Raw genomic sequence first — 23989 nt, forward strand, 5'->3', positions numbered from 1 at the left:
TTGAGCACCTGCCGGGCGCTCAACCCACGCGATTTCGACCATTGGCATTGGCCAGCGCCGGAGTGGGCGCTTCGCCCTCAGGCGCCACCACACCCATCGAGATGATGTGCTTGAGCGCCGCGTCCACGCTCATCTTCAGAGGCCGCACGCTGGTGCGCGGCATCATCAAGAAAAAGCCCGAGGTCGGGTTGGGCGTGGTGGGCACATACAGGCTCACATGCTCATCACCTAAGGCATCAGCCACCTCGCCGCTGGGCTTGCCGGTGACGAAGGCAATCGTCCACGAGCCTTGATGCGGATACTGCACCAGCACCGCTTCGCGAAAGGCGTTGCCGCTGCTGGAGAACAAGGTGTCGGAGACTTGCTTGACCGAGCTGTAGATGCTCTTGACGATGGGGATGTGGGACAGCAAACGGTCCCATTGCATCAACCACCATTGGCCAAAAATATTGGCCACAAACATGCCGGTCAGTAGCATGCCGCTGACCAGGATCACAACGCCCAGGCCAGGGATATGGCGCAAGGTGTCTATGCTGTCGCGCAAGGAATTGGGCAAGACGGCCTGCATGGCGCTCAGCATGGAGCTGAACACGCCGTCGATGACGCCCAGCACCGAGTGCAGTACCCAGATGGTGATGGCCAGGGGCAACCAGACCAGAAGGCCGGTGATGATGTACTTCTTCACGCGCGCGGCTTCGCCAACTCAGTGGCAGGAACTGCCAGCACAACCGGTGCCGCAGGCCGCAGCAGGTGCAGCGGCCGGGGCAGCGTCAGCAGCGCTGCTGGCGACTGCAGGCGCACTGGTGCTCGCAGCGCCACCCTTGAAGTCGGTGGCATACCAGCCCGAGCCCTTGAGCTGGAAGCCGGCGGCAGTGATTTGCTTGCTGAAGGCCTCGGCATGGCAGGCCGGGCAGGTGGTCAACGGGGCATCGGAGAGCTTTTGAAGCACATCTTTGGCGTGACCGCATTCAGCGCAGCGGTAGGCGTAGATTGGCATGATCTGTCTAACCCGTTGATTCAAAACCGCAAATTATAGGGTGCAAGGCCGGGGCTCGCCGCCGCCGGCCTGCGTACTACTGCGCCAGCCCGGCGATTTTGTGGTGCGAAGCCTGCACATTGCGAATCGCTTGCGGCCCCAGCGAGCCGATCAGCATGCCGACGATGGCCGCCAAAAAGCCAGCCAACTGGGCCGGGAAGACCTCTCCAGCCGGCGTCACCATGAACAGCAGCCAGGTCAGCACGCCCAGCACGATGGCAAAGATGGCGCCCTGAGTGGATGCGCGCTGCCAATACAGGCCAAACACCAGGGGCACAAAAGCGCCCACCAAGGTGACTTGATAGGCGGCCGACACCATTTCATAAATCGGCGTGCCCTGCAGCACGATCGCGTAGGTCAGGACGCAAACGCTGAAGATCAGCACGGCGATACGCATAGTGCGCAGCTCTTGCTTATCGCTGATGCGGGGGAAGAACTGGCGCCAGATGTTCTCCACAAAAGTCACCGACGGCGCCAGCAGCGTCGCCGAGGCGGTGGACTTGAGGGCCGACAGCAGCGCGCCGAAGAACAGCACCTGCATGATGAAAGGCATCTTCTCCATCACCAGCGTGGGGATGACGCGCTGCGGATCTTCGGCAATCAGCGAGGCGGCCTGCTCGGGCATGATGATCAGCGCGCTGGTGACCAGGAACATGGGCACGAAGGCGAACAAGATATAGCTGATGCCGCCAATCACCGGCCCACGGGTGGCGGCGTATTCGTCCTTGGCGGACATCACGCGCTGGAACACGTCCTGCTGCGGAATGGAGCCCAGCATCATGGTGATGGCCGCGGCAAGGAAGAAGACGATGTCGTGGAATTTGGGCTCAGGCAGGAAGCGGAACATGTCCTTGCTAGTGGCCAAATCGATCACCTTGTCCGCGCCTCCGGCCATATTGGCCGCGAAGATGGCGATGATGGACAGGCCCACCACCAGGATGATCATCTGAATGAAGTCGGTCACTGCCACCGACCACATGCCGCCGAACAAGGTGTAGGCCAGGATGGAGGCCGTCCCGATCACCATGCCGACCGGAATACTGATGGCGCCGCCCGACAGCAAATTGAACACCAAGCCCAGGGCCGTGACCTGCGCGGCCACCCAGCCCAGATAGCTGAGGATGATGATCAAGCTGCACACCACCTCGACCACGCGGCCATAGCGCTCGCGGAAGTAGTCGCTGATGGTCAGCAAGGTCATGCGGTAGAGCTTGGCGGCAAAGAAGATGCCCACCAAGATCAAACAGGTGCCAGCGCCAAAGGGGTCTTCCACCACCCCGTTTAAGCCGCTCTGCACAAACTTGGCCGGGATGCCCAGGACCGTCTCCGAACCAAACCAGGTAGCGAAGGTGGTGGTCACGATCATCACCAGCGGCAAGTGGCGGCCGGCAATGGCGAAGTCCGCCGTGTTCTTGACCCGCTTGGCGGCCCACAAGCCGATGGCGATGGTGGCCAGGAGGTAGATGATGACGAGGGTCAGGAGCATGGCGCAGGCCTTTGCACAGGGGCAACTGGAGGAAAAATTAAAGCGCGCGCATTATCGCTATTGCGGGCGCGTTTTTTTGGTCAGCCGCCACCAAAGCCGACTCGGGACTACCCCAGGCCGACCCGGAGCCTGGGCCTGCAATCTTCAGGCCCTGTGCTCAGCCCCAGTGCCAGCGCATCAGCAAGCTCGCCCCCAGCAGCCCCAGGGTGAAGCCCACCGCCCCATAAAGCAATGCCTGCAGCAACTGATTGGTGCGGCGCTGCTCTCGGATCAAGGCATGCAGCGCAACATGATCCTGATTGCTGGCTTGGCGCTTGAGGGCGTCATGCAGCAAACGCGGCAACTCGGGGAAGAGCTGGGCATAGCGCGGCGCTTCCTTCTTGACCTGATTGATCAAAGCGCGCCAGCCGACCTGCTCATTCATCCAGCGCTCAAGGAAAGGCTTGGCCGTGGCCCAGAGGTCTAACTCAGGGTCCAGCTGGCGGCCCAGGCCTTCGATATTCAGCAAGGTCTTTTGCAGCAGCACCAGCTGCGGCTGGATCTCGACATTGAAGCGGCGCGAGGTCTGGAACAAGCGCATCAGCACCTGCCCCAGGGAAATGTCCTTCAGCGGCCGGTCGAAATGCGGTTCGCACACCGCCCGCACCGCGCTCTCCAGCTCATCCACCCGCGTGCCTGCCGGCACCCAGCCCGAGGCGATATGCAGTTCGGCCACGCGCTTGTAATCACGCCGGAAGAAGGCGATGAAGTTCTGCGCCAGGTATTCCTTGTCCACCTCGGTCAGTGTGCCGATGATGCCGAAGTCCAGCGCGATATAGCGGCCGAAGGTGGCCGGATTCAGGCTCACCTGAATATTGCCGGGGTGCATATCGGCGTGGAAAAAGCCGTCGCGGAAGACCTGGGTGAAGAAGATGGTGACACCGTCGCGGGCCAGCTTGGGGATGTCGACGCCGGCATCTTTGAGGCGCTGCAGCTGCGAGATCGGCACGCCGTGCATGCGCTCCATCACGATCACGTCGGAGCTGCACATATCCCACATCATCTCGGGCACCAGCACCAAGTCCAGGCCGCTCATATTGCGGCGCAGCTGGGCGGCGTTGGCGGCCTCGCGCACCAGGTCCAGCTCATCGTGCAGATAGTTATTGAACTCGGCGACCACCTCGCGGGGCTTGAGCCGGCGCCCGTCGGCCGACAAGCGCTCCACCCACACCGCCACGGTGCGCAGCAGCGACATATCGTCGTCAATCGTGTCCAACATGCCGGGACGCAGCACCTTGACGGCCACTTCGCGGCCATCTTTCAGGGTGGCGAAATGGACTTGCGCAATCGAGGCGCTGGCCACCGGTTCGGCATCAAAGCTGCCGAACAGCTCTTCCACCGGGCGGCCGAAGGCCTTTTCCACCAGGGCGCGCGACTGCGCGGCCGGAAATGGCGGCACCCGGTCTTGCAGCTTGGCCAATTCCTCGACCATGTCTTCGGGCACCAGATCGCGCCGGGTCGACAAGACCTGGCCGAACTTGACGAAGATGGGGCCCAGATGCTCCAAGGCCAGGCGCAGGCGCACGCCGCGCGGCTGCTCCCAGCTGCGGCCTACCGAGACAAAACGGCGCAGCAGCTTGAAGCGGCGGCGGCGCAGGCCCGACAGGGCCAGCTCATCCAGACCAAAGCGGAAAATCGTCCAGACGATGACCAGCAGGCGCGCGAAGTACCTCATGCGGCCTTGCCACCATTGCGGCCACCCGCGGCTGCGCCAAAGCTAGACGCTGTTTTAGCCAGCGCCGCCAAGGCCACGCCCGCAGCTTTGCTCCAGCGTGCCAGCTGATGCGCCAGGGCCGGGCCCAGCAAGGCGGCCAAATCGTCTTCAATATCCCAGCGCAGGTTTTCCATCAACCAATTGATCTCGCCGGCCAAGGCGGCGTCGCCCTGCACCGTCACCCGCGGCTTGTCGCCAGCCAATGCGCCCAAAGCCATCAGGGCCGGATTTGCCGCATCTAACTCGATGCGCAGTTGATCGCCTTGCAGGGCTGCCACGTCCAGGCGTTCGAACAAGCCAGCGGGCGTGATACCCAGCGCCAGGTCAGGCATGGGCGGCAACAAGGCGGGCCAGCCAGCCAAATGCAGCACGACAGCGCGGCCTGCGAATGGGCTCAAACGGGCCATGGCGTGGGATTCACGCGAAATGACATGATTGAGCAACAGGACTGTGCGATCCTGCACTGCAGGGGTGATTTGCGTGAACCATTCTTGAATCATGGCGGGATTGTAGGCAGTCCGCCTCATAGTCAAGGACTAACCCGCCGAACTAGGGGGCGGTGGTCAGGGCTTGGCTGATGGACTTGAGTCACAATCGTGCGCAATTTCCAGTCATGGGAGGCGGGCATTAGCAGCCCGACAAACTACAAACAAGCTTGGCAATCGCGCAATCAGTTGTATCGCCGGCAATTCACGGCCGGCACCAAGGAGCACGGGAACAATGTTCGAGGACAGAAGTTATAAAAGAACGTTCTTTAGCGCACCTCAATCCATTGAATCTTTAGTCGCTGCCTTTCTTGAGCCCGGCATCATCGTGCTGTGCTACTTGGCGGTGAACGCCTACTTTGGCGAACCCATTCTGCGCTCCAGCCTGACCCTGTGTCTGCTGGTCTTCGCGCTCACTTTCCCGGGCCGCAACCGCTTTTCCGACAATATCGTCAGCGCCATCATCGACGTGCTCGGTGCTTGGCTGGCTTTGCTGGTGATTCTGGCTTTGTGCGGCTATGCCACCAACAGCATGGGCTATTTCGAAGACCATGTGCTGATGTGGTGGGCCGGCATCACGCCCGTGCTGCAAATTGCCGCGATTGTTTTGGGCAAGCAGATTCAGCACCGCATCAGCAGCACAACCAGGCGCGGCGCCGTCATCGTTGGCGGCGGCCCCTTGGGAATCAAGGTGGCCAGGGCCTTGCGCGATGGCCCGGACAAGGGCATCGAATTTTTGGGGTATTTCGACGACCGTCAGGACGACCGCTTGCACGCCGATGCCAGCCCCATGCTGCTGGGCATGCTCAGCGAGCTAAGTGACTACGTGCGACTGCACAATGTGCGCGAGGTCTACATCACCCTGCCCTTGGGCTCGCAGCCCCGCATCGTGCAACTGCTCGAACAGATCCAGGGCACGACGGCTTCCTTGTTCTTCGTGCCCGATGTGTTTGGCATCAGCATCATCCAAGGCCGCTTGCAAGACATGAATGGCGTGCCCGTGGTGGGCATTTGCGAAACCCCCTTCACCGGCACCAATGAGCTGATCAAGCGCATCAGCGACATCGTGCTGGCCAGCCTCATCTTGGTCCTGATCTCGCCGATCTTGCTGGCCGTCGCCATCGGCGTGAAGCTCAGCTCGCCCGGCCCCATCATCTTCAAGCAGCGCCGCAACGGACTCGACGGCGAGGAGATCCTGGTCTACAAATTCCGCTCGATGCGCACGCAGGACAACGGCACGGTGGTCAAGCAAGCCACCAAGGGCGACCCGCGCATCACGCCCTTCGGCGCCTTCATCCGCCGCACCTCGCTGGACGAGTTGCCGCAATTCATCAATGTGCTGCAAGGCCGCATGAGCATCGTCGGCCCACGCCCACATGCAGTGGCGCACAACGAGGAATACCGCAAGCTGATCAAGGCCTATATGGTGCGCCACAAGGTCAAGCCCGGCATCACCGGCTGGGCGCAAGTGAACGGCTTGCGCGGCGAGACCGACACCATTGACAAGATGAAGGCCCGGGTGGAATACGACCTGGAATACTTGCGCAATTGGTCGCTGGCACTCGACTTGCAAATCATCGTGCGTACCGCACGCCTGATGCTGTTCGACCGCAATGCGTACTGAAAAAACACCACAAAAAACAAAGGCGCCGGGCCTCGATAAAGGAACCGCGCCGCATCAAAGGACCACCATGTCGCATCCGCCACGGCAATTCACTCTGAGCCCCGCCCGCTGCGTGCTCGCGTTGAGCTTGGCCAGCATCGGCTTTGCGGCACAGGCTGAAACCACACCGCTCTACTACGGCGGTTCATTGAGCCTGAACCATGTCTCCAACTTGTACCGGGTCAGCGAAGGCGCGAATAGCGACGACGTGGCGACCGTGTCGCTGCTGGGTGGCATCGATCAGCATCTTGGCCGGCAGCGGCTTTATGCCGACGCCTCGGTGCAGACCAATCGCTATCGCAAGAACGGCACGCTGAACAATTACGGCTACAACCTCAAAGGTGGGCTGGACTGGTCAACGATTGAACGCCTGTCGGGCACGCTCAGCGTGGGCAGCAGCCGCAACTTGGCCACCTATAACATCGGCAGCGGCATCACCCCGGTATTTGAGAAGAATATCGAGACCAATGACCGACTCGACGCCGTGGTCCGCCTCGGCCTGGTGACCAAGTTCACGCTGGAAGGCACGGCAGGTATGAACCGGCGCCGTTTCAGCCTGATCGAATACGCCAGGCTGGAATTCGATCAGAACCGCTATTCGCTGGGCCTGTTCTATCGCCCCAGTGCCGACCTGCGCTTAGGCGTGGCGGGCCGCCGCACCAACACCGATTACCTGCGCTACACAATCACATCATCGCCTCTGGTCAAACCACCGACCTTCGCCACCGCCAAGTTCGAGCGCAACGACATTGACCTGACCACGGACTGGACCCTCAGCGGCCGCAGCGCCCTGTTTGCGCGCTTGAGCTCTGGCCGTCAAACAAGGACCGATGGCCCCAACAACAACTTCTCTGGCGTGACCGGTCAGCTGACCTGGCGCTGGCAACCGACAGCGCGCTGGAACATCTCCACCTCCGTCAGCCGTGACACCGGCCTGGAGAGCACTTTGTTCCAAACAGGCGCCAGCAGCACCAACTACGAACAAGACCGCATCACCAAAGCCCTGCAAATCAACGCCGACTACGAGTTGACCGGCAAGGTCTTCCTGACGGCCGGCGCCAGCCTTGCCAACAGCGATCGCAAGACCGCCTTGGCGGCCAACACGGTGCCCGATTACGACAAGGACAAGGCCTTCAATCTGGGCGCCCGCTGGCTGTATTCACGCGGCATCACTTTGGGCTGCCAGGCCGGTTGGAACTCCCGCGACAGCAGCACCGCGAGCTACGTCTATGACGCCACCAACTTTGGCTGCTATGGCCAGTTGTTGATCAATTGATACTCATGAACAAGACCATTTTGTTGACCGGCGCGGCCGGCTATATCGCCTCTCACACTTGGCTGGCTTTGCAAGCGGCCGGCTTCGATGTGGTGGGCGTGGACAACTTCTCCAACAGCTCGCCCGAAGTGCTCAAGCGCCTCGCGACCTTGAGCGGCCAGGCACCCGTGTTTGTGCAAGCCGATGTGTGCGACAGCGCCGCCATGCGCCAGGTGTTCGCGCAGCACAAACCGGATGCCGTGGTCCACTTCGCCGCTTTCAAGGCCGTGGGCGAATCCACCGCCAAGCCGCTGGACTATTACCGCAACAACCTGGGCGGCTTGATCAATACCTGCGAAGTGATGCGCCAGCATGCCTGCAAGCGCATCGTCTTCAGCTCCAGCGCCACGGTCTATGGCGTGCCGGAGCACTTACCTCTGACCGAAGGCGCAGCGCTCTCCGCCGTCAACCCCTACGGCGCCACCAAGCTGATGGGCGAAACCATTCTGCGCGACCTCGGCGCCGCTGACTCCGAGTGGCAGACCGCCGCCCTGCGCTACTTCAACCCGGTGGGCGCGCATGCAAGCGGCCTGATCGGTGAAGACCCCGCCGGCATTCCCAACAACCTGATGCCCTTCGTCGCCCAGGTGGCCGTGGGCCGCCGCGCCCGTTTGCAGGTCTTCGGTGGCGACTACGCAACTCCTGACGGCACCGGCGTGCGCGACTACATCCATGTGCTGGACCTGGCCGAAGGCCATGTCGCCGCGCTGCGCTTCTTACTCGGCGGCAGCGAGTCCATCACCGTCAACCTAGGCACCGGCCGGGGCTATAGCGTGCTGGAAGTCGTCAAAGCCTATGAAGCCGCCAGCGGCAAGGCCGTGCCTCATGACATCGTGGCGCGTCGCCCTGGCGATGTGGCGGCTTGCTATGCCGACCCCGCCTTGGCGATTGAAAAGCTGGGCTGGCAAGCCAAGCATGATTTGCAGCGCATGTGCGAGGACAGCTGGCGTTGGCAGCGCTTAAACCCGCAAGGCTTCGCAAATCAGGCCTAACAAATTCAAGAGAACGAAGAAGAGAAAGTCATGAAAGAAAAAATCATCGAGGTTCGGCCAGTCATCATGGCCGGTGGCAGTGGCACCCGGCTCTGGCCCTTGTCTCGTGCCGCCTACCCCAAGCAATTCCTGATTCTTTCCGGCAATAGCAGCCTGTTCCAACAAGCCGCACGTCGCTTGGCCGCCCTGGCCGCCGATGACTTGGTCCTGAGTGGCCCAGACATTGTCGGCAACGAAGAGCACCGTTTCCTGATCCTCGATCAGCTGCGCGAAACCGGCTTGGACCCAAGCAATGTGTTGCTCGAGCCTTTGGGCCGCAATACCGCGCCGGCCTTGACCCTGGCGGCCTTGAGCGCCTTGCAAGACGGCGCCGACCCGGTGCTGGTGGTGACGCCGGCCGACCAGACCGTCACCGACGCACAAGCCTTCACGCAGACCCTGCAGGACGCAATTCGACGTGCGGCAGACGGCAGCATCGTGATACTGGGCATCACCCCCGATCGGGCCGAAACGGGTTTTGGCTATATCCGCGGTGACGCCGACGGATTGGCCTTCCGTGTGGCCGAGTTCGTCGAGAAGCCCGATGCCGCCACGGCTGAGCGTTATGTGGCAGCCGGCAACTACTTCTGGAACAGCGGCATGTTTGTGCTGCGCGCCAGTGCCTGGATCAAGGCCCTGGAGCGCTTCCGCCCGGACATTCTGGCCGCCACCCGCCTGGCCTGGGAACAACGCCAGGTCGATGCCAAGTTTGTGCGCCCCGGCAAGGCTGAGTTCGCCGCCATTCCGGCCGAATCCATCGACTACGCCGTGATGGAGCGCTGCCCCGGCAGCAGCATCGCTATGCAAATGCTGGCCCTGAATGCCGGCTGGAGCGATTTGGGCGCCTGGGAGGCGGTCTGGCAAGTGGCCGACAAAGATGCTCAGGGCAATGCTTCGCAAGGTGACGCCATCATCAGCGACAGCCGCAACACTCTGGTCCATGCCACCAGCCGCTTGGTCAGCGTGGTCGGCCTGAGCGATGTGGTGGTGGTGGAGACGGCCGATGCGGTGCTGGTCAGCGGCCGTGCCCACAGCCAGGATGTGAAGAAGATCGTGGCCCGCCTAGACGCCGAGAAGCGCGCCGAGCACACCTTGCACCGCAAGGTGCACCGCCCTTGGGGCTGGTACGACAGCATCGACTCCGGTGATCGCTTCCAGGTCAAGCGCATCATGGTCAAGCCCGGCGCCACCCTGAGCCTGCAAATGCACCACCACCGTGCCGAGCACTGGATCGTGGTCTCCGGTACGGCCGAGGTCACCAATGGCGACAAGGTCATGCTGCTGGGCGAAAACCAGAGCACCTATATCCCCTTGGGTCAAACGCACCGTTTGGCTAACCCGGGCAAGGTGCCGCTGATGATCATCGAAGTTCAGTCCGGTGCCTATTTGGGCGAGGACGATATCGTGCGCTTCGATGACAGCTATGGCCGCCAATAACGAGTGTGTCTGGCAGGCCGGATCGGTGAATGGATCAAGCCTTCGTTTCTTGTTGACTTGAAGCCGTGGGCCCATTGAAGCCGGCCAAGATACACAAGCATTGTTTTAATTTGACTGTCTGTTTGGAAACACCATGAGTATTCTTGCCGTCGTTGGTTTGGGTTATGTGGGCCTGCCGCTGGTTGTCGAATTCGGCAAGAAGCGCCGCTGCATCGGCTTTGATATCGCCACCGACAAGGTCGCCAAATGCCAGGCCGGCACCGACCCCTCGCGCGAACTCTCGGACGAAGAAATGGCGCAATCGCCCTTTGCCGAATACAGCAGCGACCCCAAATGCCTGGCCGAGGCCGATGTCATCATCGTGGCCGTGCCCACGCCGGTGGACGAAGCCCATATTCCCGATTTCCGCCCCTTGATCGGCGCCAGCACCAGCGTGGGCCGCAATCTCAAGAAGGGCGCCATCGTGGTGTATGAATCCACCGTCTACCCCGGTGCCACCGAAGAGGTTTGCATCCCGGTACTGGAGCGTGAGTCGGGCCTAAAGTGGAAGCAGGACTTCTTTGTGGGCTACTCGCCCGAGCGCATCAACCCAGGCGACAAAGAGCACACGCTGACCAAGATCCTCAAGATCGTCTCCGGCGACACCCCCGAGACCCTGAACACCGTCGCCAAGGTCTACGAACAAATCATCATTCCCGGCGTCCACCGCGCCGCCAGCATCAAGGTGGCCGAGGCCGCCAAGGTGATCGAGAACACCCAGCGCGACCTGAACATCGCCCTGATGAACGAGCTGTCCATCATCTTCGACAAGATCGGCATCGACACCTCGGAAGTGCTGGAAGCTGCCGGCACCAAGTGGAACTTCCTCAAGTTCAAGCCGGGTCTGGTGGGCGGCCACTGCATCGGCGTCGACCCCTACTATCTGACCCACAAGGCCGATATGCTGGGCTACCACCCGCAGGTCATCCTGGCTGGCCGCCGCATCAATGACGGCATGGGCAAGTTCATTGCCGAGCAAACCATCAAGCAGATGATTGCTGCCGGCTCGCCGATCAAGGGCGCCCGCGTCAATGTGCTGGGCCTGACCTTCAAGGAAGACTGCGCCGATTTGCGCAACTCCAAGGTGATCGACATCATCCGTGAACTGCAAACCTATGACGTGGAAGTCATCGTGACCGACCCCGACGCGGATGCGGACGAGGCGGTGCATGAGTACGGCGTGCGCCCGGTCACTTGGTCTGACCTGCCCCGTGCCGATGCTGTCATCGCGGCGGTGGCCCACAAGAGCTACAAGGCTCTGAGCGCGGCGGATCTGGCCAGCAAGGTCGTTGCTGGCGGCGCCTTCATCGATGTGAAAGCAGCCTTTGATCAAAAGGCGCTGGAAGCTGCCGGCCTGCGGGTCTGGCGCTTGTAATTTTGGGGGCGCAGACTTTCATGACCATCCTCGTCACCGGCGGCGCCGGCTTCATCGGCAGCAACTTCGTTCTCGACTGGCTCAAGGGCTCGGACGAGCCCGTGGTAACGCTGGACGCCCTGACCTATGCGGGCAATCTGGAAAACCTGGCCTCGCTGCAAGGCGATGCCCGGCACACCTTCGTCAAAGGCGATATCTGCGATCGCGCTTTGGTCGATCAACTGCTGAGCCAGCACCGCCCGCGCGCCTTGATCCACTTCGCCGCTGAAAGCCATGTGGACCGCTCCATCAGCGGCCCCGGCGCCTTCATGCGTACCAATATCGAAGGTACTTACACCTTGCTGGAAGCCGCGCGCGCCTACTGGAGCGGCTTGAACGATGCCGACAAGGCCGCCTGGCGCTTCCACCATGTCTCGACCGACGAGGTCTACGGCTCTTTGAGCGCCGAAGACCCGCCCTTCGCCGAGACCAAGACCTACGAGCCCAACAGCCCTTACTCGGCCAGCAAGGCCGCCAGCGACCACCTAGTGCGCGCTTGGCACCACACCTATGGCCTGCCGGTGCTGACCACCAATTGCAGCAATAACTACGGCCCCTTGCACTTCCCTGAGAAGCTGATCCCGCTGATGATCGTCAACGCCTTGGCGGGCAAGGCCTTGCCGATCTACGGCGACGGCAAGAATGTGCGCGACTGGCTGTTCGTGACCGACCATGCCAGCGCCATCCGCGCCGTGCTGCAGGGCGGCCGCGTCGGCGAGACCTACAACATCGGCGGCTGGAACGAGATGACCAATCTGGAGATTGTGCATACCGTGTGCGAGTTGCTGGACGAGTTGCGACCCGACGCTGCTGGCAGCTACAAGCGCTTGATCACCTACGTCAAAGATCGCCCCGGTCACGACCGCCGCTACGCCATCGACGCCCGCAAGATCGAGCGCGAACTGGGCTGGCGCCCGGCCGAGACCTTCACGACCGGCATCCGCAAGACCGTGCAGTGGTACTTGGACAACCCCGAGTGGGTGGCCCGCGTGCAAAGCGGCGCCTACCGTGACTGGGTGGCCCAGCAATACCAAGCCTGAGCGGCCGATTCATGAAAATCCTTTTGCTAGGCAAGAACGGCCAAGTCGGCTGGGAGTTGCAACGCGCGCTCGCGCCTTTGGGTGAACTGGTCGCGCTGGATCGCAGCGAAGGGGCTGACCTTGCTAAGCCCGAGGCCTTGCGGGCCACTGTCCGCGCGGTGGCGCCGCAGGTCATCGTCAATGCCGCCGCCTACACCGCGGTCGACAAAGCCGAGACCGAGCAAGACCTGGCCCTGCAGATCAATGCCCATGCGCCGGGCTTGCTGGCCGAAGAAGCCAAGCAACTTGGCGCTGTGCTGGTTCACTACAGCAGCGACTACGTGTTTGACGGCAGCGGCGACAAGCCTCGCGATGAAGTTGCCGCCACCGGCCCCTTAAGCATTTACGGCCGCAGCAAGCTGCAAGGCGAAGACGCCATCCGCGCCAGCGGCTGCCAACACCTGATTCTGCGCACCAGTTGGGTTTACGCCGCACGCGGTGGCAACTTCGCCAAGACCATGTTGCGTCTGGCGGCTGAGCGAGAGCAGCTCAAGGTCATCGCCGACCAGATCGGTGCGCCCACCGGGGCCGATCTCTTGGCGGATCTGACGGCACAGATGTTGCCCGCCATCAAGGCCAAGCTCGAGCTCAGCGGCACGTATCACGCGGTGGCCAGTGGCGAAACCAGCTGGCACGCCTATGCGCAGTATGTGATCGAGTTCGCCCGCGCTCGGGGTCAGGCCTTGCGCGTGGCGCCCGACCAGGTGCTGGCCATCCCGACCCGGGACTACCCCACACCGGCTCAGCGCCCCCTCAACTCCCGCCTATCCACCGCCAAGCTGCAAGCCGCCTTCGGCCTGCGCCTGCCGCATTGGCAGCAAGGGGTGGAGCGCATGTTGATGGAAATTCTCTGAGCCCGAGGCTTGGCTGACGCGAGCCTCGCACCCCAGTCTCCTCGCGCGCATCACCCAATCAAGGAGAGACCCATGACGACTAAAAGCCGCAAAGGCATCATCCTCGCCGGAGGCTCGGGCACCCGCCTGCACCCGGCCACCCTGGCCATGAGCAAGCAATTGCTGCCGGTCTACGACAAGCCCATGGTGTACTACCCGCTGGCCACGCTGATGCTGGCCGGCATCCGCGACATCTTGCTGATCAGCACCCCGCAAGACATTCCGCGCTTTGAAGCCCTGCTGGGTGATGGCAAGCGCTGGGGCCTCAACATCAGCTACTGCGTGCAGCCCAGCCCCGATGGTCTGGCCCAGGCCTTCATTCTCGGCAAAGACTTCATCGATGGCGCCCCCAGCGCCTTGGTGCTGGGCGACAACATCTTCTACGGCCACGACTTCCAAGGTCTGCTCGGCAGCGCCGATGCCTGCCAAAACGGCGCCACGGTGTTTGCCTACCATGTCACTGATCCTGAGCGTTATGGGGTGGTGGACTTCGATGCCAACAAGACCGCCTTGTCGATCGAAGAGAAGCCCGCCGCGCCCAAGAGCAATTACGCGGTCACGGGCCTCTACTTCTACGACGAGCAAGTCTGCGACATCGCCGCCAGCATCAAGCCCAGCGCGCGCGGCGAGCTGGAGATCACCGACGTCAACGCCCAGTACCTGCGCCAAGGCCAGTTGCAAGTTGAGATCATGGGCCGTGGCTATGCTTGGCTGGATACCGGCACGCATGACAGCTTGCTCGAAGCCGGCCAGTTCATCGCCACGCTAGAAAAGCGCCAAGGCCTCAAAGTCGCCTGCCCCGAAGAAATCGCCTTCCGCTCGGGCTGGATCACGGCTGATCAGCTGGCAGCCCTGGCCAAGCCACTGGCCAAGAACGGCTACGGCCAGTATTTGCAAAAACTCCTGAGCGACAAAGCGTTTTAAACCTCACCATGAATGTCACCCCCACGGCCTTGCCCGAAGTCCTGATCATCGAACCGCGCGTGTTCGGCGATGCCCGCGGCTTCTTCACTGAAAGCTGGAACGAGCAAGCGTTCAACAAAGCGGTCGGCCACGAAGTCCGCTTCGTGCAAGACAACCACTCGCGCTCGGCCCGCGGTGTGCTGCGCGGCCTGCACTTCCAACTGCCTCCCCACACCCAGGGCAAGCTGGTGCGGGTGGTCAGCGGCGCGGTGTTTGATGTGGCCGTGGACATGCGCCGCAGCAGCGCCAACTTCGGCCGCTGGGTCGGCGTAGAACTGAGCGCCGACAACCACCGACAACTCTGGGTGCCGCCGGGCTTCGCGCACGGCTTCTTGGTGCTGAGCGAGACGGCTGACTTCCTCTACAAGACCACCGACTTCTACGCCCCACAGGCCGAAGGCTGTGTGCGCTGGGATGACCCGACGATTGGCATTCAGTGGCCGGAGACGAGTGTGGCGCCTGTGCTGGCGGAGAAGGATGCCAAGGCGCCGCTGCTCGCTGAGGCGAAGCACTTCGATTGAATCGCTTGGCGCAGCAGAATTGAAAAAGGGCCTCACGGCCCTTTTCTTTTGTCCCGCGATGTCACTGTTCAGCATCAATGCTGAGTCTGACCGCGCCCAATGCCCCAATGCTCGATGCCCAGCGCCTTCATCAAGGCAGGCTCGTATTGGTTGCGGCCATCAAACACCACCGGCTGCTTCAAGCTGAATTTGATGGCATCAAAGTCAGGGCTCTTGAACTCCTTCCACTCGGTGACAAGCAGCAAGGCGTCAGCCCCTTCCAGGGCTTGCTCGGCGCGCTCACAGAACTGCAGCCCTGCAGCATCTGCCAACAAGCGCTTGGCCTCGGGCATGGCGACCGGGTCGTAGGCGGCCACGGTAGCGCCGCGGCGCAGCAACTCTTGCACGATGACCAGCGCCGGTGCCTCGCGCATATCGTCAGTATTGGGCTTGAAGGCCAGGCCCCAGACGGCGAAATGCCGGCCAGCTAGGTCATCACCGAAGCGGGCCACGACCTTGTCCACTAGCAGCATCTTCTGCCGCTCATTGGCCTCTTCCACCGCACTGAGCACGCGCAACGGGATGCCCTCGCCCTGAGCCGCACGAATCAGTGCCTTCACATCTTTGGGGAAGCACGAGCCGCCGTAGCCTGCGCCGGCATACAAAAAGCTATAGCCGATGCGCGGGTCGGAGCCGATACCGCGCCGCACCAGTTCGATGTCGGCGCCCACCTTCTCGGCCAGCAAAGCCATCTCATTCATGAAGCTGATGCGGGTGGCCAGCATGGCGTTGGCAGCGTATTTGGTGAACTCGGCGCTGCGCAGATCCATCACAACCAGGCGGTCGTGGTTGCGGGTAAAGGGCGCATACAGCGCGCGCATCAGCAGGGTCGCTTGCTCGTCTTCTGAACCCACGATGATGCGGTCGGGCTTCATGAAGTCCTCCACCGCCGCACCTTCTTTAAGGAACTCGGGGTTGGACACCACGGCATAGGCCATATCGCTCAAGCCGCGCTTGGTCAATTCTTCGGCAATGACTTCACGCACCTTGTCGGCCGTACCCACCGGCACCGTGCTCTTGTCGACGATGACCTTGTAGTCCGTCATGCGCTGGCCGATGGAGCGCGCCGCTGCCAACACATATTGCAAATCCGCCGAGCCATCTTCATCCGGCGGCGTACCCACGCCGATGAACATGATGGTGCCGTGATTGACCGCCAAGTCCACATCGGTGGTGAACTGCAAGCGCCCCGCCGCGACATTGCGGCGCACCACTTCCAGCAAGCCAGGTTCATGGATGGGAATCTCGCCCGCATTGAGCACCCGGATCTTTTCCTCATTCACATCCAGGCAGACCACATGGTTGCCCATCTCGGCCAGACAAGCGCCCGTGACCAAACCGACATAACCCGTACCGATGGCGGTAACTTTCATTCAGCTAATCCTCGAATCTGGCGCGAAAGGCGCGGGAATTTTTGAAGCGGGCGCGTCCTGCAATGTGCGCGCCCAATGGCATCACAGCTTGTAGTAGTCCCGGTACCAAGCCACAAACTTAGCCACGCCCTCGGGCACAGGCATGGCCGGGCGGAAGCTGGTCCAGGCAGCCAACTCTTCCACATCTGCGTGTGTGGCTGGCACGTCGCCGTCTTGCAGTGGCAGATAGTTCTTGGCGGCCTCTTTGCCCACCGCTTGCTCGATGGCCTGGATGAAGTCCATCAGCTGAATCGGCGCATGGTTGCCGATATTGAAGATGCGGTAAGGCGCGTTGGAATGCGCCGGGTCGCTCTTGTTGGCGTCATAGCCCGGCTCAGGCGTGGCCACCCGGTCCAGCACACGCACCACGCCTTCGGCGATGTCGTCCACATAGGTGAAGTCGCGCACCATCTTGCCGTGGTTGAACACATTGATGGGCTTGCCTTCGATGATGGCCTTGGTAAACAAGAACAAGGCCATGTCTGGCCGGCCCCAGGGGCCATACACCGTGAAAAAGCGCAGGCCCGTGGTGGGCAGGCGGAACAGATGGCTGTAGGTGTGCGCCATCAGCTCATTGGCCTTTTTGGTCGCGGCGTACAAGCTCACCGGGTGGTCCACGCTGTGATGCTCAGAGAAAGGCATCAAGGTGTTGCCACCGTAAACGCTGGAGCTCGACGCATAGGCCAGGTGGGCAACGCCGTTGTGGCGGCAGCCTTCCAGGATGTTGGTGAAGCCGACGATATTGCTGTCGATATAAGCGTGCGGATTCTCGATGGAGTAACGCACCCCGGCCTGCGCGGCCAGATGCACAACGCGGTCGAACTTCTCGCGCGCAAACAGGGCTTCCATGCCGGGCCGGTCGGCCACATCCAGCTTCACAAAGCTGAAACCCGGCAGCGGCGTCAAGCGCGCCAGACGGTCCAGCTTGAGCTGGGGGTCGTAGTAATCGTTCAGATTGTCCAGGCCCACCACCTGGTCACCGCGCGCCAGCAAGAGCTGGCTGACATGCATACCAATGAAGCCGGCCGCGCCGGTGACAAGTACTTTCACGCAATCTCCCTGATTCGATGCTGATCGGCGCCGCATCTGACCCTGATCTGGCATCGCCGCCCTACCGCAAGACTTGCGGCTGGCGCATTCTCGCCGAGTCTCTCCTGCTCTCGGCAGCCCTCCGGGCAATCTTCACCCCCCGGAATATGTGGTTTGGCTCTAGCGCAAGCTTAGCGCTGGCATATGACGGCTCTGCGGCAACCAGCGCAGCAAAACTCACGGCCGGCTCAGCCCCACGAATGAGACCCTGCCCTGCATGCTGAGCACCATGACATCTTCACCGGCCCCCATAGAATCAATCGCTTGCAAAGCACCCGCCGTTTGCTAGCCCAAGCAGGCCGTTCTCTTCCGCACCATTGCAGAGTACTCAACTGATGACCCAACCCTGCATTCACCTGATCGCCGGTGCCCGCCCGAATTTCATGAAGATCGCGCCCATCGTGCGAGCCCTGCAGGCAGATGGGCGACTGGCCTTCAAGATCATCCACACCGGCCAACACTACGACCGCGATATGAACGATGTGTTCTTCGAGGAGCTGGGCATCCCCGCGCCCGATGTGCGCCTGGGTTGCGGCGGCGGCAGCCATGCCGAACAAACCGGCAAGATCATGCAGGCCTACGAGGCCTTGTGCGCCAGTGAGAAGCCCGCTGCCTGCCTGGTGGTGGGGGATGTCAACTCCACCCTGGCTTGCGCCATCGTGGCCAAGAAGGCCAATGTGCCGGTGGCCCATGTGGAAGCCGGCCTGCGCAGCGGCGACATGACCATGCCCGAGGAAATCAACCGCCTCGTCACCGACGCCATCACCGACTGGTTCTTCGTCACCGAGCCCAGCGCCAGCCAGCATCTGGCCCGTGAAGGCAAAGACCCCGCCGTGGTCTGGGACGTGGGCCATGTGATGGCCGACAACGTGCTGTTCCAGGCCGACAAGCTCAAGGCCACAGCCGACACCAGCGGCCTGGAAAGCGATGCCTACAAACGCCGCCATGCCCGCTACGGTGTGGTCACCCTGCACCGCCCCAGCAATGTGGACAGCGCCGAGGCGCTGGAGCGCATTGCCACAGTGCTGCGCACCGTGTCGGCCGAACTGCCGCTGGTCTTCCCGGTGCACCCACGCACCCGCGCCAATATCGAAAAGTTCGGCATCAACTTAGGCAGCAATGTTGAGCTGATGGGCCCGCAGGCCTATATGTCCTTCCTGCACCTGTGGAAAGACGCCGTGCTCATCCTCACCGACAGCGGCGGCCTGCAAGAAGAAAGCACCGCCCTGGGCGTGCCCTGCATCACCATGCGTGAGAACACCGAACGCCCCATCACCGTCGACGAAGGCAGCAATGTGCTGGCCGGCACCGACCCCGCCATCATCATCCCCTTGGCGCTTGACGCCATCCGCAACGGCGGCAAACGCGGCCTGCGCCCGGCGCTGTGGGACGGCAAGTCGGCCGAGCGCATCGTCGCCATCTTGGCGGAGAAGCTGGTTTAAGCCACGCTGAAGGGGCCGAACTTCACTGGACGCAAGCATCCACACAGAGTTCTTGCAAGCCACTCGCCCACTGATCACGGCCGTGGTGCGAGCCCAAAGCCACAACCAAGCCGACACACTGGCAACCTAGAATGCCGCTCGCCACCGCAGCTATCGCCTTCCAATCGCCCGTGCACACAAATTCACCAAGAACCCAAGTTCGAGTGCTCGGCGCATTCATCGACGCTGTCAGCTGGGATGAAGCACTTGAGCGCATTTGGCAGCTCGCAAAGCGCCGTCAAAGCGCCTACGTTGGCATCTGCAATGCGCACTCGGTGGTTACCGCAGCACAGGACCCCGCTTTCGCAGCCGCGCTAGCCGGTGCCGAGATGAACACGCCAGACGGGGCGCCCGTTGCCTGGATGATGCGCAAGCTGGGCTACACCGGCCAGCAACGCATCAATGGGCCCGACCTGATGCTGCGCTACTGCGCAGTGGCCAGCCAGCGCGACGAATCCATTTTTTTGTATGGGGCCAGCAGCGAGACACTGAGCCTGCTGCAAAAGCGTCTAGAACGAGATTGGCCAACGCTGAAGATCGCTGGCGCCTACTCCCCCCCCTTCCGCCCGCTCAGCGTGCAAGAAGATGCCGACATCATTCAACTCATCAACAACTCCGGCGCCGGCACCGTCTGGGTCAGCCTGGGCTGCCCCAAGCAAGAGCTATGGATGGCCAAGCAGCATGGCCACATCAATGCCGTGATGATTGGCGTTGGCGCTGCATTCGACTATCACGCCGGCACCCTGCGTCGTGCGCCGTTGTGGATGCAAAAGCGTGGGCTGGAATGGTTCTATCGCTTGGTAACCGAACCTCGCCGGCTGTGGCGGCGCTACCTGATTACCAATACCGCTTTCATCGCCGGTGCGGCGAGGCAGTTGCTGAGCACGGGCAACAAATCCTGACGCAGCTTCAAAACAGCGACTTTGTGCGCAGGCTGTTTGGGCTGCGCCCAACGGATCTGAGCATGTAGCAAATGGCCGCTCAACTGTGGAGCCTCCGTGCCGAAACTGCCGAGACACCGCCAGAACTTTTCCCGGCGCCTCGTTTTTTCATCACTGCAGCAGGTCAGCCAAAAATGCACTATCCCGCAACCGCCTGTAAGCCACCGTACGCCATGCTGTCCTCCGGTTTGATCGCTACTCTCTGTTCCGTACTCAGCGCCTGCGGTGGCGGCAACGCCAGTTCCGACACTGAAAAGGCGTTGTCAGCGGAGTTGCCGAGTATGGCAACTGCAGCCGCCACATCAGCCTCGGCAGCGGACATCGCAGGTTCTGCGCCAGATGCCGACCTCTTGGACGCATCCAAAGCCGAGCCCTTGCTTGCCCAAGTGCCGCTTCAACCTGCCAGTGGTGCAGTCGGGCCAAACAGCAAACTTGCCGCGGCCGGCTCGACCCAGAAGGCGGATGCGGTGACCACAGCTGTGCTTTCTAAGCTGACTAGCTTGAGCCCGTCTTTGCAGGCCGGCCCCACAAATTCCGCACAGGTGGCGGTCGCACCATTGCCATCAGTTGGAGTTGCGCCAACGACAGCCGTTACGAACCTAAAGAACTCACAGACCCTAGCAACCGCACCCACCAACACCCAACTTAGCCAACTGGCACTTGTTTCGGCACCTGTAACTACGCCGCAAGCGACAGGGGGAAACACCAGCAATACTCAGGCAGCGGCATCACCCACAGTTAGCATCTGGAATCAACTGGAAACTCAAGCTACGGCGACTATTTCAAACGGAAACGGCCTCACAACTACAGCCTCCAATGCAGTCGCTTACCAAGCGCCAGCCTTGGGTATTTTTTTCGGCTTTCGAGATGCCCGCGAGGATTGGGTTGGCCTTAGAGATCGCCACAGCAAAATGCCTGACGTGGCGAACTGGGTGAAGGCTGAGAAAGCCCGCGTTGACGCCTGGATCGCCAGAAACTTTGAGCGCGCAGACCTCGTCGGCGGGTGGAGTCAAGCCTATATCGATCCCAAAACCGGCCAAGCACTCCAATGGACACCTCAAAGTCCAGAGCCGCCTAACGGCAACACCGAAGCCGAAAAGACCGTCAAGGCCGCTTGGGTCGCTTTAGGGCGGGACTACAACATCGTTCAGATGCAAACCGCCGCTCGCATCTACAAGCTGACAGGCGAAACCAAGTACGCATTGTGGGCCGCTCAGCAACTTGACCTCTATGCGAGCAACTACGGTACTTGGCCCATCCGCACCAGCGAAGGCCGCAGCAGCATGTATATGCAAGGGCTCGATGAAGCCGTGGTCAGCTTCGCCATGATCGATACCGTGCGCTTGCTAGAGACCTATGCCTCAGGCACGCGATACCAGACTTGGCGTGACAAGCTCTTCATGCCCATGGCCACCAACCTCAAGTCCACCAGCGCCCCCATGAGCAATATCGCGCTCTGGCACAACGCAGCCATTGCCGCCATCGCCATGCGCTACAAAGACACCGCCTTGCTGGACTATGCGCACAACGGCAGCCAAGGCCTCAAAGCCGTCTTGGCCTACGCCTTAACCGCTGACAATTTCTGGATTGAAGGCACCTTCGCCTACAACAACTACGTACTGGATGGTCTGTCGAAGCTACTGACCCAAGCAGGCGTCGAAGGCTACGGCGCCCGCTTCGCCACGGAGCGCGAGCAGGCCCTGCGACTGCTGCTCGCCGCCTTTGATTACCGATTCGACAACAACACCCTGCCCAACCCCAATGACAGCCGCGCCGCGCAGGCACTCATTGCCCAGCCGGCGCACTGGTGGCTGTTCCGCTTTGCGCCCACCTACTGGGGCCTCGACAAGGCCAACAAATGGCGCACCTGGGAATCCTTGCTGGACGTACCGGCGACCGTGCCAGCCACAGAACCCGTCATCCCGCCCGCAATGACTCGCAACTTTCCTACATTGAACCAAGCCGTCTTGCGAGCAGGCAATTGGCAAGCCTATGTGCACTACGGGCAGTCCAACGGCAACCACGTGCAAGAAGAGTTAACGACCTTTGAGCTGCACGAAGGCAAGACACCCTTGGCCTACGACCCCGGCACCGTGGACTACGGTTTGCCCCAGCACAAAAACTACTTCCAACGTGGCGCGGCCAACAACGTGCCCCTGATCAACGGCGTGGGGCAAGACATTTGGGCCAAGGGCGTGGTGAAACTCTTTTCAGCCGCCGAGAGCAGGCTTGTGGTTGAGCAGGCCAAGTACCAGAGCGATGTCAGTGTCACGCGAGGCTACCGGGTCACCAGCGCCGGCTTTGTTGAGCAAACAGACATCCAAGTCAAAAGCGGTCTGAACAAGCGTCTCGGGGTTGTGTTCAACACCACTTGCGACATCGTGCTCGGCAACGGCACTGCCGCCACAGCGAGCGTAGCCCCCCTGCCCAAGGTCAATGCCATGGGCTATTGGAGCAAAACCAAGATGAGCAATGGCCAGCCTAACTGGCAAGCCACCTTGAGCTGTGGCGCTAACCGTTACCAACTGAGCGTCACAGGCCCGGCCAACCAGCGGATCTACTTGTCCAAGGCGCCGAACACGCCTCTGCCCTCGGAGCGCAACGCTTTGTACTACGACGTGGACGGCACCACGGCGAGATTCGAGACTGAAATCAGAAAGCTCAATTAGATTTCGAGCCGGCTTGGGTGGTGCCAGCAAAAATAGCGAGGCCGAGCTCTTCAACTTCGCTTCAAACGCGGCTGTTTGAGGCAAGCAACAATGCCATCACAGAACCGTTGGACCATTTGATCCAGCGTGAATTGCTGAGCGCTTATGAGCGCATTGCGTTGGATTTGAGCGAACCTATTCGGATCCTGAAGCAGTGAGAGTACGGCCTCCGCATAACTGCCAGCATCACCGGCTGTGATCAAGCCATTGTGGCCATTTCGCAAATAGGCGATTTCCGGTCCGTGCAAGGCATCGGCCGTGGTCACCATAGGTGTACCGGCCACAAAGCTATCTAAGACATGCAATCCCACCGCCCCAGGGCTGAGGTAGAGCTGCGCGGCCCGAAACCAAGCCGCCTTATCGCGCCCACGTTTGACCCCAAGCCAATGCAGCCAAGGCTTCGGCCCACCTGCTTCCAATACTGCTCGGCTGGGGCCATCTCCAACGATCACAAGTTTGAATGCGGGCAAGCGCTCGACCAGGCGCTCACAAGCTTGCAGCAACAACTCCAAACGCTTGTCGGGGTACAACGAGCCACAATACAAACCCACGGGAGCCTCTGGCTCAGCGTCAATAGAGGCGCGCAAAGCAGCCACTTCTGCGTCTGTGACTGACCCAAGGTCGGCTGAAAACGTGCTGTTGTCAATCGCGTTGTTTAGCACCGTGATGCGGTCGTTTGGGTAGCCCGCCTCGGCCACGATGTCAGCAGACATCTGAGTGTAAGCAAACCACCAGTCAACAGCCGTCAGATTGCGGCGCTTCCAGCGCTCGCGCCAGCCGTTGGGCGCATCGCTCTGGAAATTGCGGCCATGACCCCAGAACGCAACCCGCGTTTTTTGGGGGCCTAGGCCGAACAACCAAGGGTAGTTGGACAGCAAGCGACTTTCTTGCATAAAGACTACCAGTTCGCAAGCATTCACCGCTTTAGGCAAGGGCTGCCAAAGAATATCTCGGCCCGCAACCCGAAAGCAGAGGTTTTTAACCACTTTCGCCCAGGGTAGATGCCCTGTGTCCTTACGGATCGCTTCGATAGGAGTAGCTTGTCCATGAACCAGCATCAGCTCCACACCAGCCGCCGAACACGCCGCCCGCAGGCGCTCAAACAATTCGGTGCGGTAATGTAAAAGACGGTATTGCACTATGCAAACTTTTACCACGACAATTATTCCCTAATAAGCAAACCGCTTCAAACAAAAAAACAGGC

The 23989-nt window shown here is 61.3% G+C and carries 20 protein-coding genes; 12 read left to right on the plus strand and 8 right to left on the minus strand.

Annotated elements, in window-relative coordinates; translation table 11 throughout:
• Positions 1 to 19 precede the first annotated feature (19 nt).
• The 5 genes from AT984_RS13495 to AT984_RS13515 all read right to left on the minus strand — a co-directional run bounded on the left by AT984_RS13495 (position 20) and on the right by AT984_RS13515 (position 4775).
• The gene (locus tag AT984_RS13495) at positions 20 to 685 is read right to left on the minus strand and encodes a DUF502 domain-containing protein (protein WP_058720531.1); all 666 of its coding nucleotides are present in this window, start codon (positions 683 to 685) and stop codon (positions 20 to 22) included.
• 18 nt (positions 686 to 703) lie between these two features.
• The gene (locus AT984_RS13500) at positions 704 to 997 is read right to left on the minus strand and encodes an FmdB family zinc ribbon protein (protein WP_058720532.1); all 294 of its coding nucleotides are present in this window, start codon (positions 995 to 997) and stop codon (positions 704 to 706) included.
• Positions 998 to 1073: 76 nt separating this feature from the next.
• Complete coding sequence (locus tag AT984_RS13505; RefSeq protein ID WP_058720533.1) at positions 1074 to 2522, minus strand: sodium:solute symporter family protein; 1449 nt, start codon at positions 2520 to 2522, stop codon at positions 1074 to 1076.
• Between the two features lie 157 nt (positions 2523 to 2679).
• Positions 2680 to 4236 carry a ubiquinone biosynthesis regulatory protein kinase UbiB gene (gene ubiB / locus AT984_RS13510; protein WP_058720534.1) on the minus strand — a complete coding sequence of 519 codons (1557 nt, stop codon included), beginning with the start codon at positions 4234 to 4236 and terminating at the stop codon, positions 2680 to 2682.
• Positions 4233 to 4775: a hypothetical protein gene (locus AT984_RS13515; protein ID WP_058720535.1), complete on the minus strand. Its 543-nt coding sequence runs from the start codon at positions 4773 to 4775 to the stop codon at positions 4233 to 4235. The genes ubiB and AT984_RS13515 overlap by 4 nt, the downstream gene beginning before the upstream one ends.
• 313 nt (positions 4776 to 5088) lie before the next feature.
• Between AT984_RS13515 and AT984_RS13520 the strand changes: the two genes are divergently transcribed.
• The 9 genes from AT984_RS13520 (at position 5089) to rfbC (ending at position 15115) form a co-directional block, all read left to right on the plus strand.
• Positions 5089 to 6384, plus strand: coding sequence for an undecaprenyl-phosphate glucose phosphotransferase (locus tag AT984_RS13520; protein ID WP_335338572.1), 1296 nt, complete (start codon positions 5089 to 5091; stop codon positions 6382 to 6384).
• Positions 6385 to 6451: 67 nt separating this feature from the next.
• Positions 6452 to 7699, plus strand: a complete 1248-nt coding sequence (locus AT984_RS13525) for a hypothetical protein (RefSeq protein ID WP_156422030.1) — start codon at positions 6452 to 6454, stop codon at positions 7697 to 7699.
• A gap of 5 nt (positions 7700 to 7704) precedes the next feature.
• Positions 7705 to 8730 carry a UDP-glucose 4-epimerase GalE gene (gene galE / locus AT984_RS13530; protein WP_058720538.1) on the plus strand — a complete coding sequence of 342 codons (1026 nt, stop codon included), beginning with the start codon at positions 7705 to 7707 and terminating at the stop codon, positions 8728 to 8730.
• 30 nt (positions 8731 to 8760) lie between these two features.
• Positions 8761 to 10206, plus strand: coding sequence for a mannose-1-phosphate guanylyltransferase/mannose-6-phosphate isomerase (locus AT984_RS13535; protein ID WP_156422031.1), 1446 nt, complete (start codon positions 8761 to 8763; stop codon positions 10204 to 10206).
• Positions 10207 to 10339: 133 nt separating this feature from the next.
• Complete coding sequence (locus AT984_RS13540) at positions 10340 to 11620, plus strand: nucleotide sugar dehydrogenase (RefSeq protein WP_058720539.1); 1281 nt, start codon at positions 10340 to 10342, stop codon at positions 11618 to 11620.
• A 20-nt stretch (positions 11621 to 11640) separates the two neighbouring features.
• Positions 11641 to 12699: a dTDP-glucose 4,6-dehydratase gene (gene rfbB, locus AT984_RS13545; RefSeq protein ID WP_058720540.1), complete on the plus strand. Its 1059-nt coding sequence runs from the start codon at positions 11641 to 11643 to the stop codon at positions 12697 to 12699.
• Between the two features lie 11 nt (positions 12700 to 12710).
• Positions 12711 to 13592 (plus strand): dTDP-4-dehydrorhamnose reductase, encoded by an 882-nt coding sequence (rfbD, locus tag AT984_RS13550; protein WP_058720541.1) that lies wholly within the window; start codon positions 12711 to 12713, stop codon positions 13590 to 13592.
• 72 nt (positions 13593 to 13664) lie between these two features.
• Positions 13665 to 14555, plus strand: a complete 891-nt coding sequence (gene rfbA / locus AT984_RS13555; RefSeq protein WP_058720542.1) for a glucose-1-phosphate thymidylyltransferase RfbA — start codon at positions 13665 to 13667, stop codon at positions 14553 to 14555.
• An 8-nt stretch (positions 14556 to 14563) separates the two neighbouring features.
• On the plus strand, positions 14564 to 15115 hold the full coding sequence (gene rfbC / locus AT984_RS13560) for a dTDP-4-dehydrorhamnose 3,5-epimerase (RefSeq protein WP_058720543.1): 552 nt from the start codon (positions 14564 to 14566) through the stop codon (positions 15113 to 15115).
• A 74-nt stretch (positions 15116 to 15189) separates the two neighbouring features.
• Here rfbC and AT984_RS13565 read toward each other — a convergent pair whose 3' ends face one another.
• Entirely contained in the window at positions 15190 to 16527 is a 1338-nt protein-coding gene (locus tag AT984_RS13565; protein ID WP_058720544.1) for a UDP-glucose dehydrogenase family protein, read from the minus strand.
• Positions 16528 to 16608: 81 nt separating this feature from the next.
• Entirely contained in the window at positions 16609 to 17616 is a 1008-nt protein-coding gene (locus AT984_RS13570) for an NAD-dependent epimerase (protein ID WP_058720545.1), read from the minus strand.
• 374 nt (positions 17617 to 17990) lie between these two features.
• Here AT984_RS13570 and wecB point away from each other — a divergent pair, with 374 nt between their 5' ends.
• From wecB to AT984_RS13590, 3 genes are all read left to right on the plus strand, one after another.
• Positions 17991 to 19097 (plus strand): non-hydrolyzing UDP-N-acetylglucosamine 2-epimerase, encoded by a 1107-nt coding sequence (gene wecB / locus AT984_RS13575; RefSeq protein ID WP_058720546.1) that lies wholly within the window; start codon positions 17991 to 17993, stop codon positions 19095 to 19097.
• 203 nt (positions 19098 to 19300) lie between these two features.
• Positions 19301 to 20038 carry a WecB/TagA/CpsF family glycosyltransferase gene (locus AT984_RS13580; RefSeq protein WP_058720547.1) on the plus strand — a complete coding sequence of 246 codons (738 nt, stop codon included), beginning with the start codon at positions 19301 to 19303 and terminating at the stop codon, positions 20036 to 20038.
• A gap of 71 nt (positions 20039 to 20109) precedes the next feature.
• Positions 20110 to 22746, plus strand: coding sequence for a heparinase II/III domain-containing protein (locus AT984_RS13590; RefSeq protein ID WP_082680017.1), 2637 nt, complete (start codon positions 20110 to 20112; stop codon positions 22744 to 22746).
• Between the two features lie 50 nt (positions 22747 to 22796).
• Here the strand turns inward: AT984_RS13590 and AT984_RS13595 are convergent, their stop codons facing one another.
• Positions 22797 to 23924, minus strand: coding sequence for a glycosyltransferase family 4 protein (locus AT984_RS13595; RefSeq protein WP_156422032.1), 1128 nt, complete (start codon positions 23922 to 23924; stop codon positions 22797 to 22799).
• Positions 23925 to 23989 lie beyond the last annotated feature (65 nt).

Origin of the sequence: Paucibacter sp. KCTC 42545 (assembly GCF_001477625.1) — a bacterium.
Lineage (GTDB): Bacteria > Pseudomonadota > Gammaproteobacteria > Burkholderiales > Burkholderiaceae_C > Paucibacter_A.

What these genes read in the sequence shown, in the direction of transcription:
- AT984_RS13500 (WP_058720532.1), bottom strand. Translation starts at nt 997, where the DNA reads ATGCCAATCTACGCCTACCGCTGCGCTGAATGCGGTCACGCCAAAGAT.
- AT984_RS13505 (WP_058720533.1), bottom strand. Translation starts at nt 2,522, where the DNA reads ATGCTCCTGACCCTCGTCATCATCTACCTCCTGGCCACCATCGCCATC.
- ubiB (WP_058720534.1), bottom strand. Translation starts at nt 4,236, where the DNA reads ATGAGGTACTTCGCGCGCCTGCTGGTCATCGTCTGGACGATTTTCCGC.
- AT984_RS13515 (WP_058720535.1), bottom strand. Translation starts at nt 4,775, where the DNA reads ATGATTCAAGAATGGTTCACGCAAATCACCCCTGCAGTGCAGGATCGC.
- AT984_RS13525 (WP_156422030.1), top strand. Translation starts at nt 6,452, where the DNA reads ATGTCGCATCCGCCACGGCAATTCACTCTGAGCCCCGCCCGCTGCGTG.
- galE (WP_058720538.1), top strand. Translation starts at nt 7,705, where the DNA reads ATGAACAAGACCATTTTGTTGACCGGCGCGGCCGGCTATATCGCCTCT.
- AT984_RS13535 (WP_156422031.1), top strand. Translation starts at nt 8,761, where the DNA reads ATGAAAGAAAAAATCATCGAGGTTCGGCCAGTCATCATGGCCGGTGGC.
- AT984_RS13540 (WP_058720539.1), top strand. Translation starts at nt 10,340, where the DNA reads ATGAGTATTCTTGCCGTCGTTGGTTTGGGTTATGTGGGCCTGCCGCTG.
- rfbB (WP_058720540.1), top strand. Translation starts at nt 11,641, where the DNA reads ATGACCATCCTCGTCACCGGCGGCGCCGGCTTCATCGGCAGCAACTTC.
- rfbD (WP_058720541.1), top strand. Translation starts at nt 12,711, where the DNA reads ATGAAAATCCTTTTGCTAGGCAAGAACGGCCAAGTCGGCTGGGAGTTG.
- rfbA (WP_058720542.1), top strand. Translation starts at nt 13,665, where the DNA reads ATGACGACTAAAAGCCGCAAAGGCATCATCCTCGCCGGAGGCTCGGGC.
- rfbC (WP_058720543.1), top strand. Translation starts at nt 14,564, where the DNA reads ATGAATGTCACCCCCACGGCCTTGCCCGAAGTCCTGATCATCGAACCG.
- AT984_RS13565 (WP_058720544.1), bottom strand. Translation starts at nt 16,527, where the DNA reads ATGAAAGTTACCGCCATCGGTACGGGTTATGTCGGTTTGGTCACGGGC.
- wecB (WP_058720546.1), top strand. Translation starts at nt 17,991, where the DNA reads ATGACCCAACCCTGCATTCACCTGATCGCCGGTGCCCGCCCGAATTTC.
- AT984_RS13590 (WP_082680017.1), top strand. Translation starts at nt 20,110, where the DNA reads ATGGCCGCTCAACTGTGGAGCCTCCGTGCCGAAACTGCCGAGACACCG.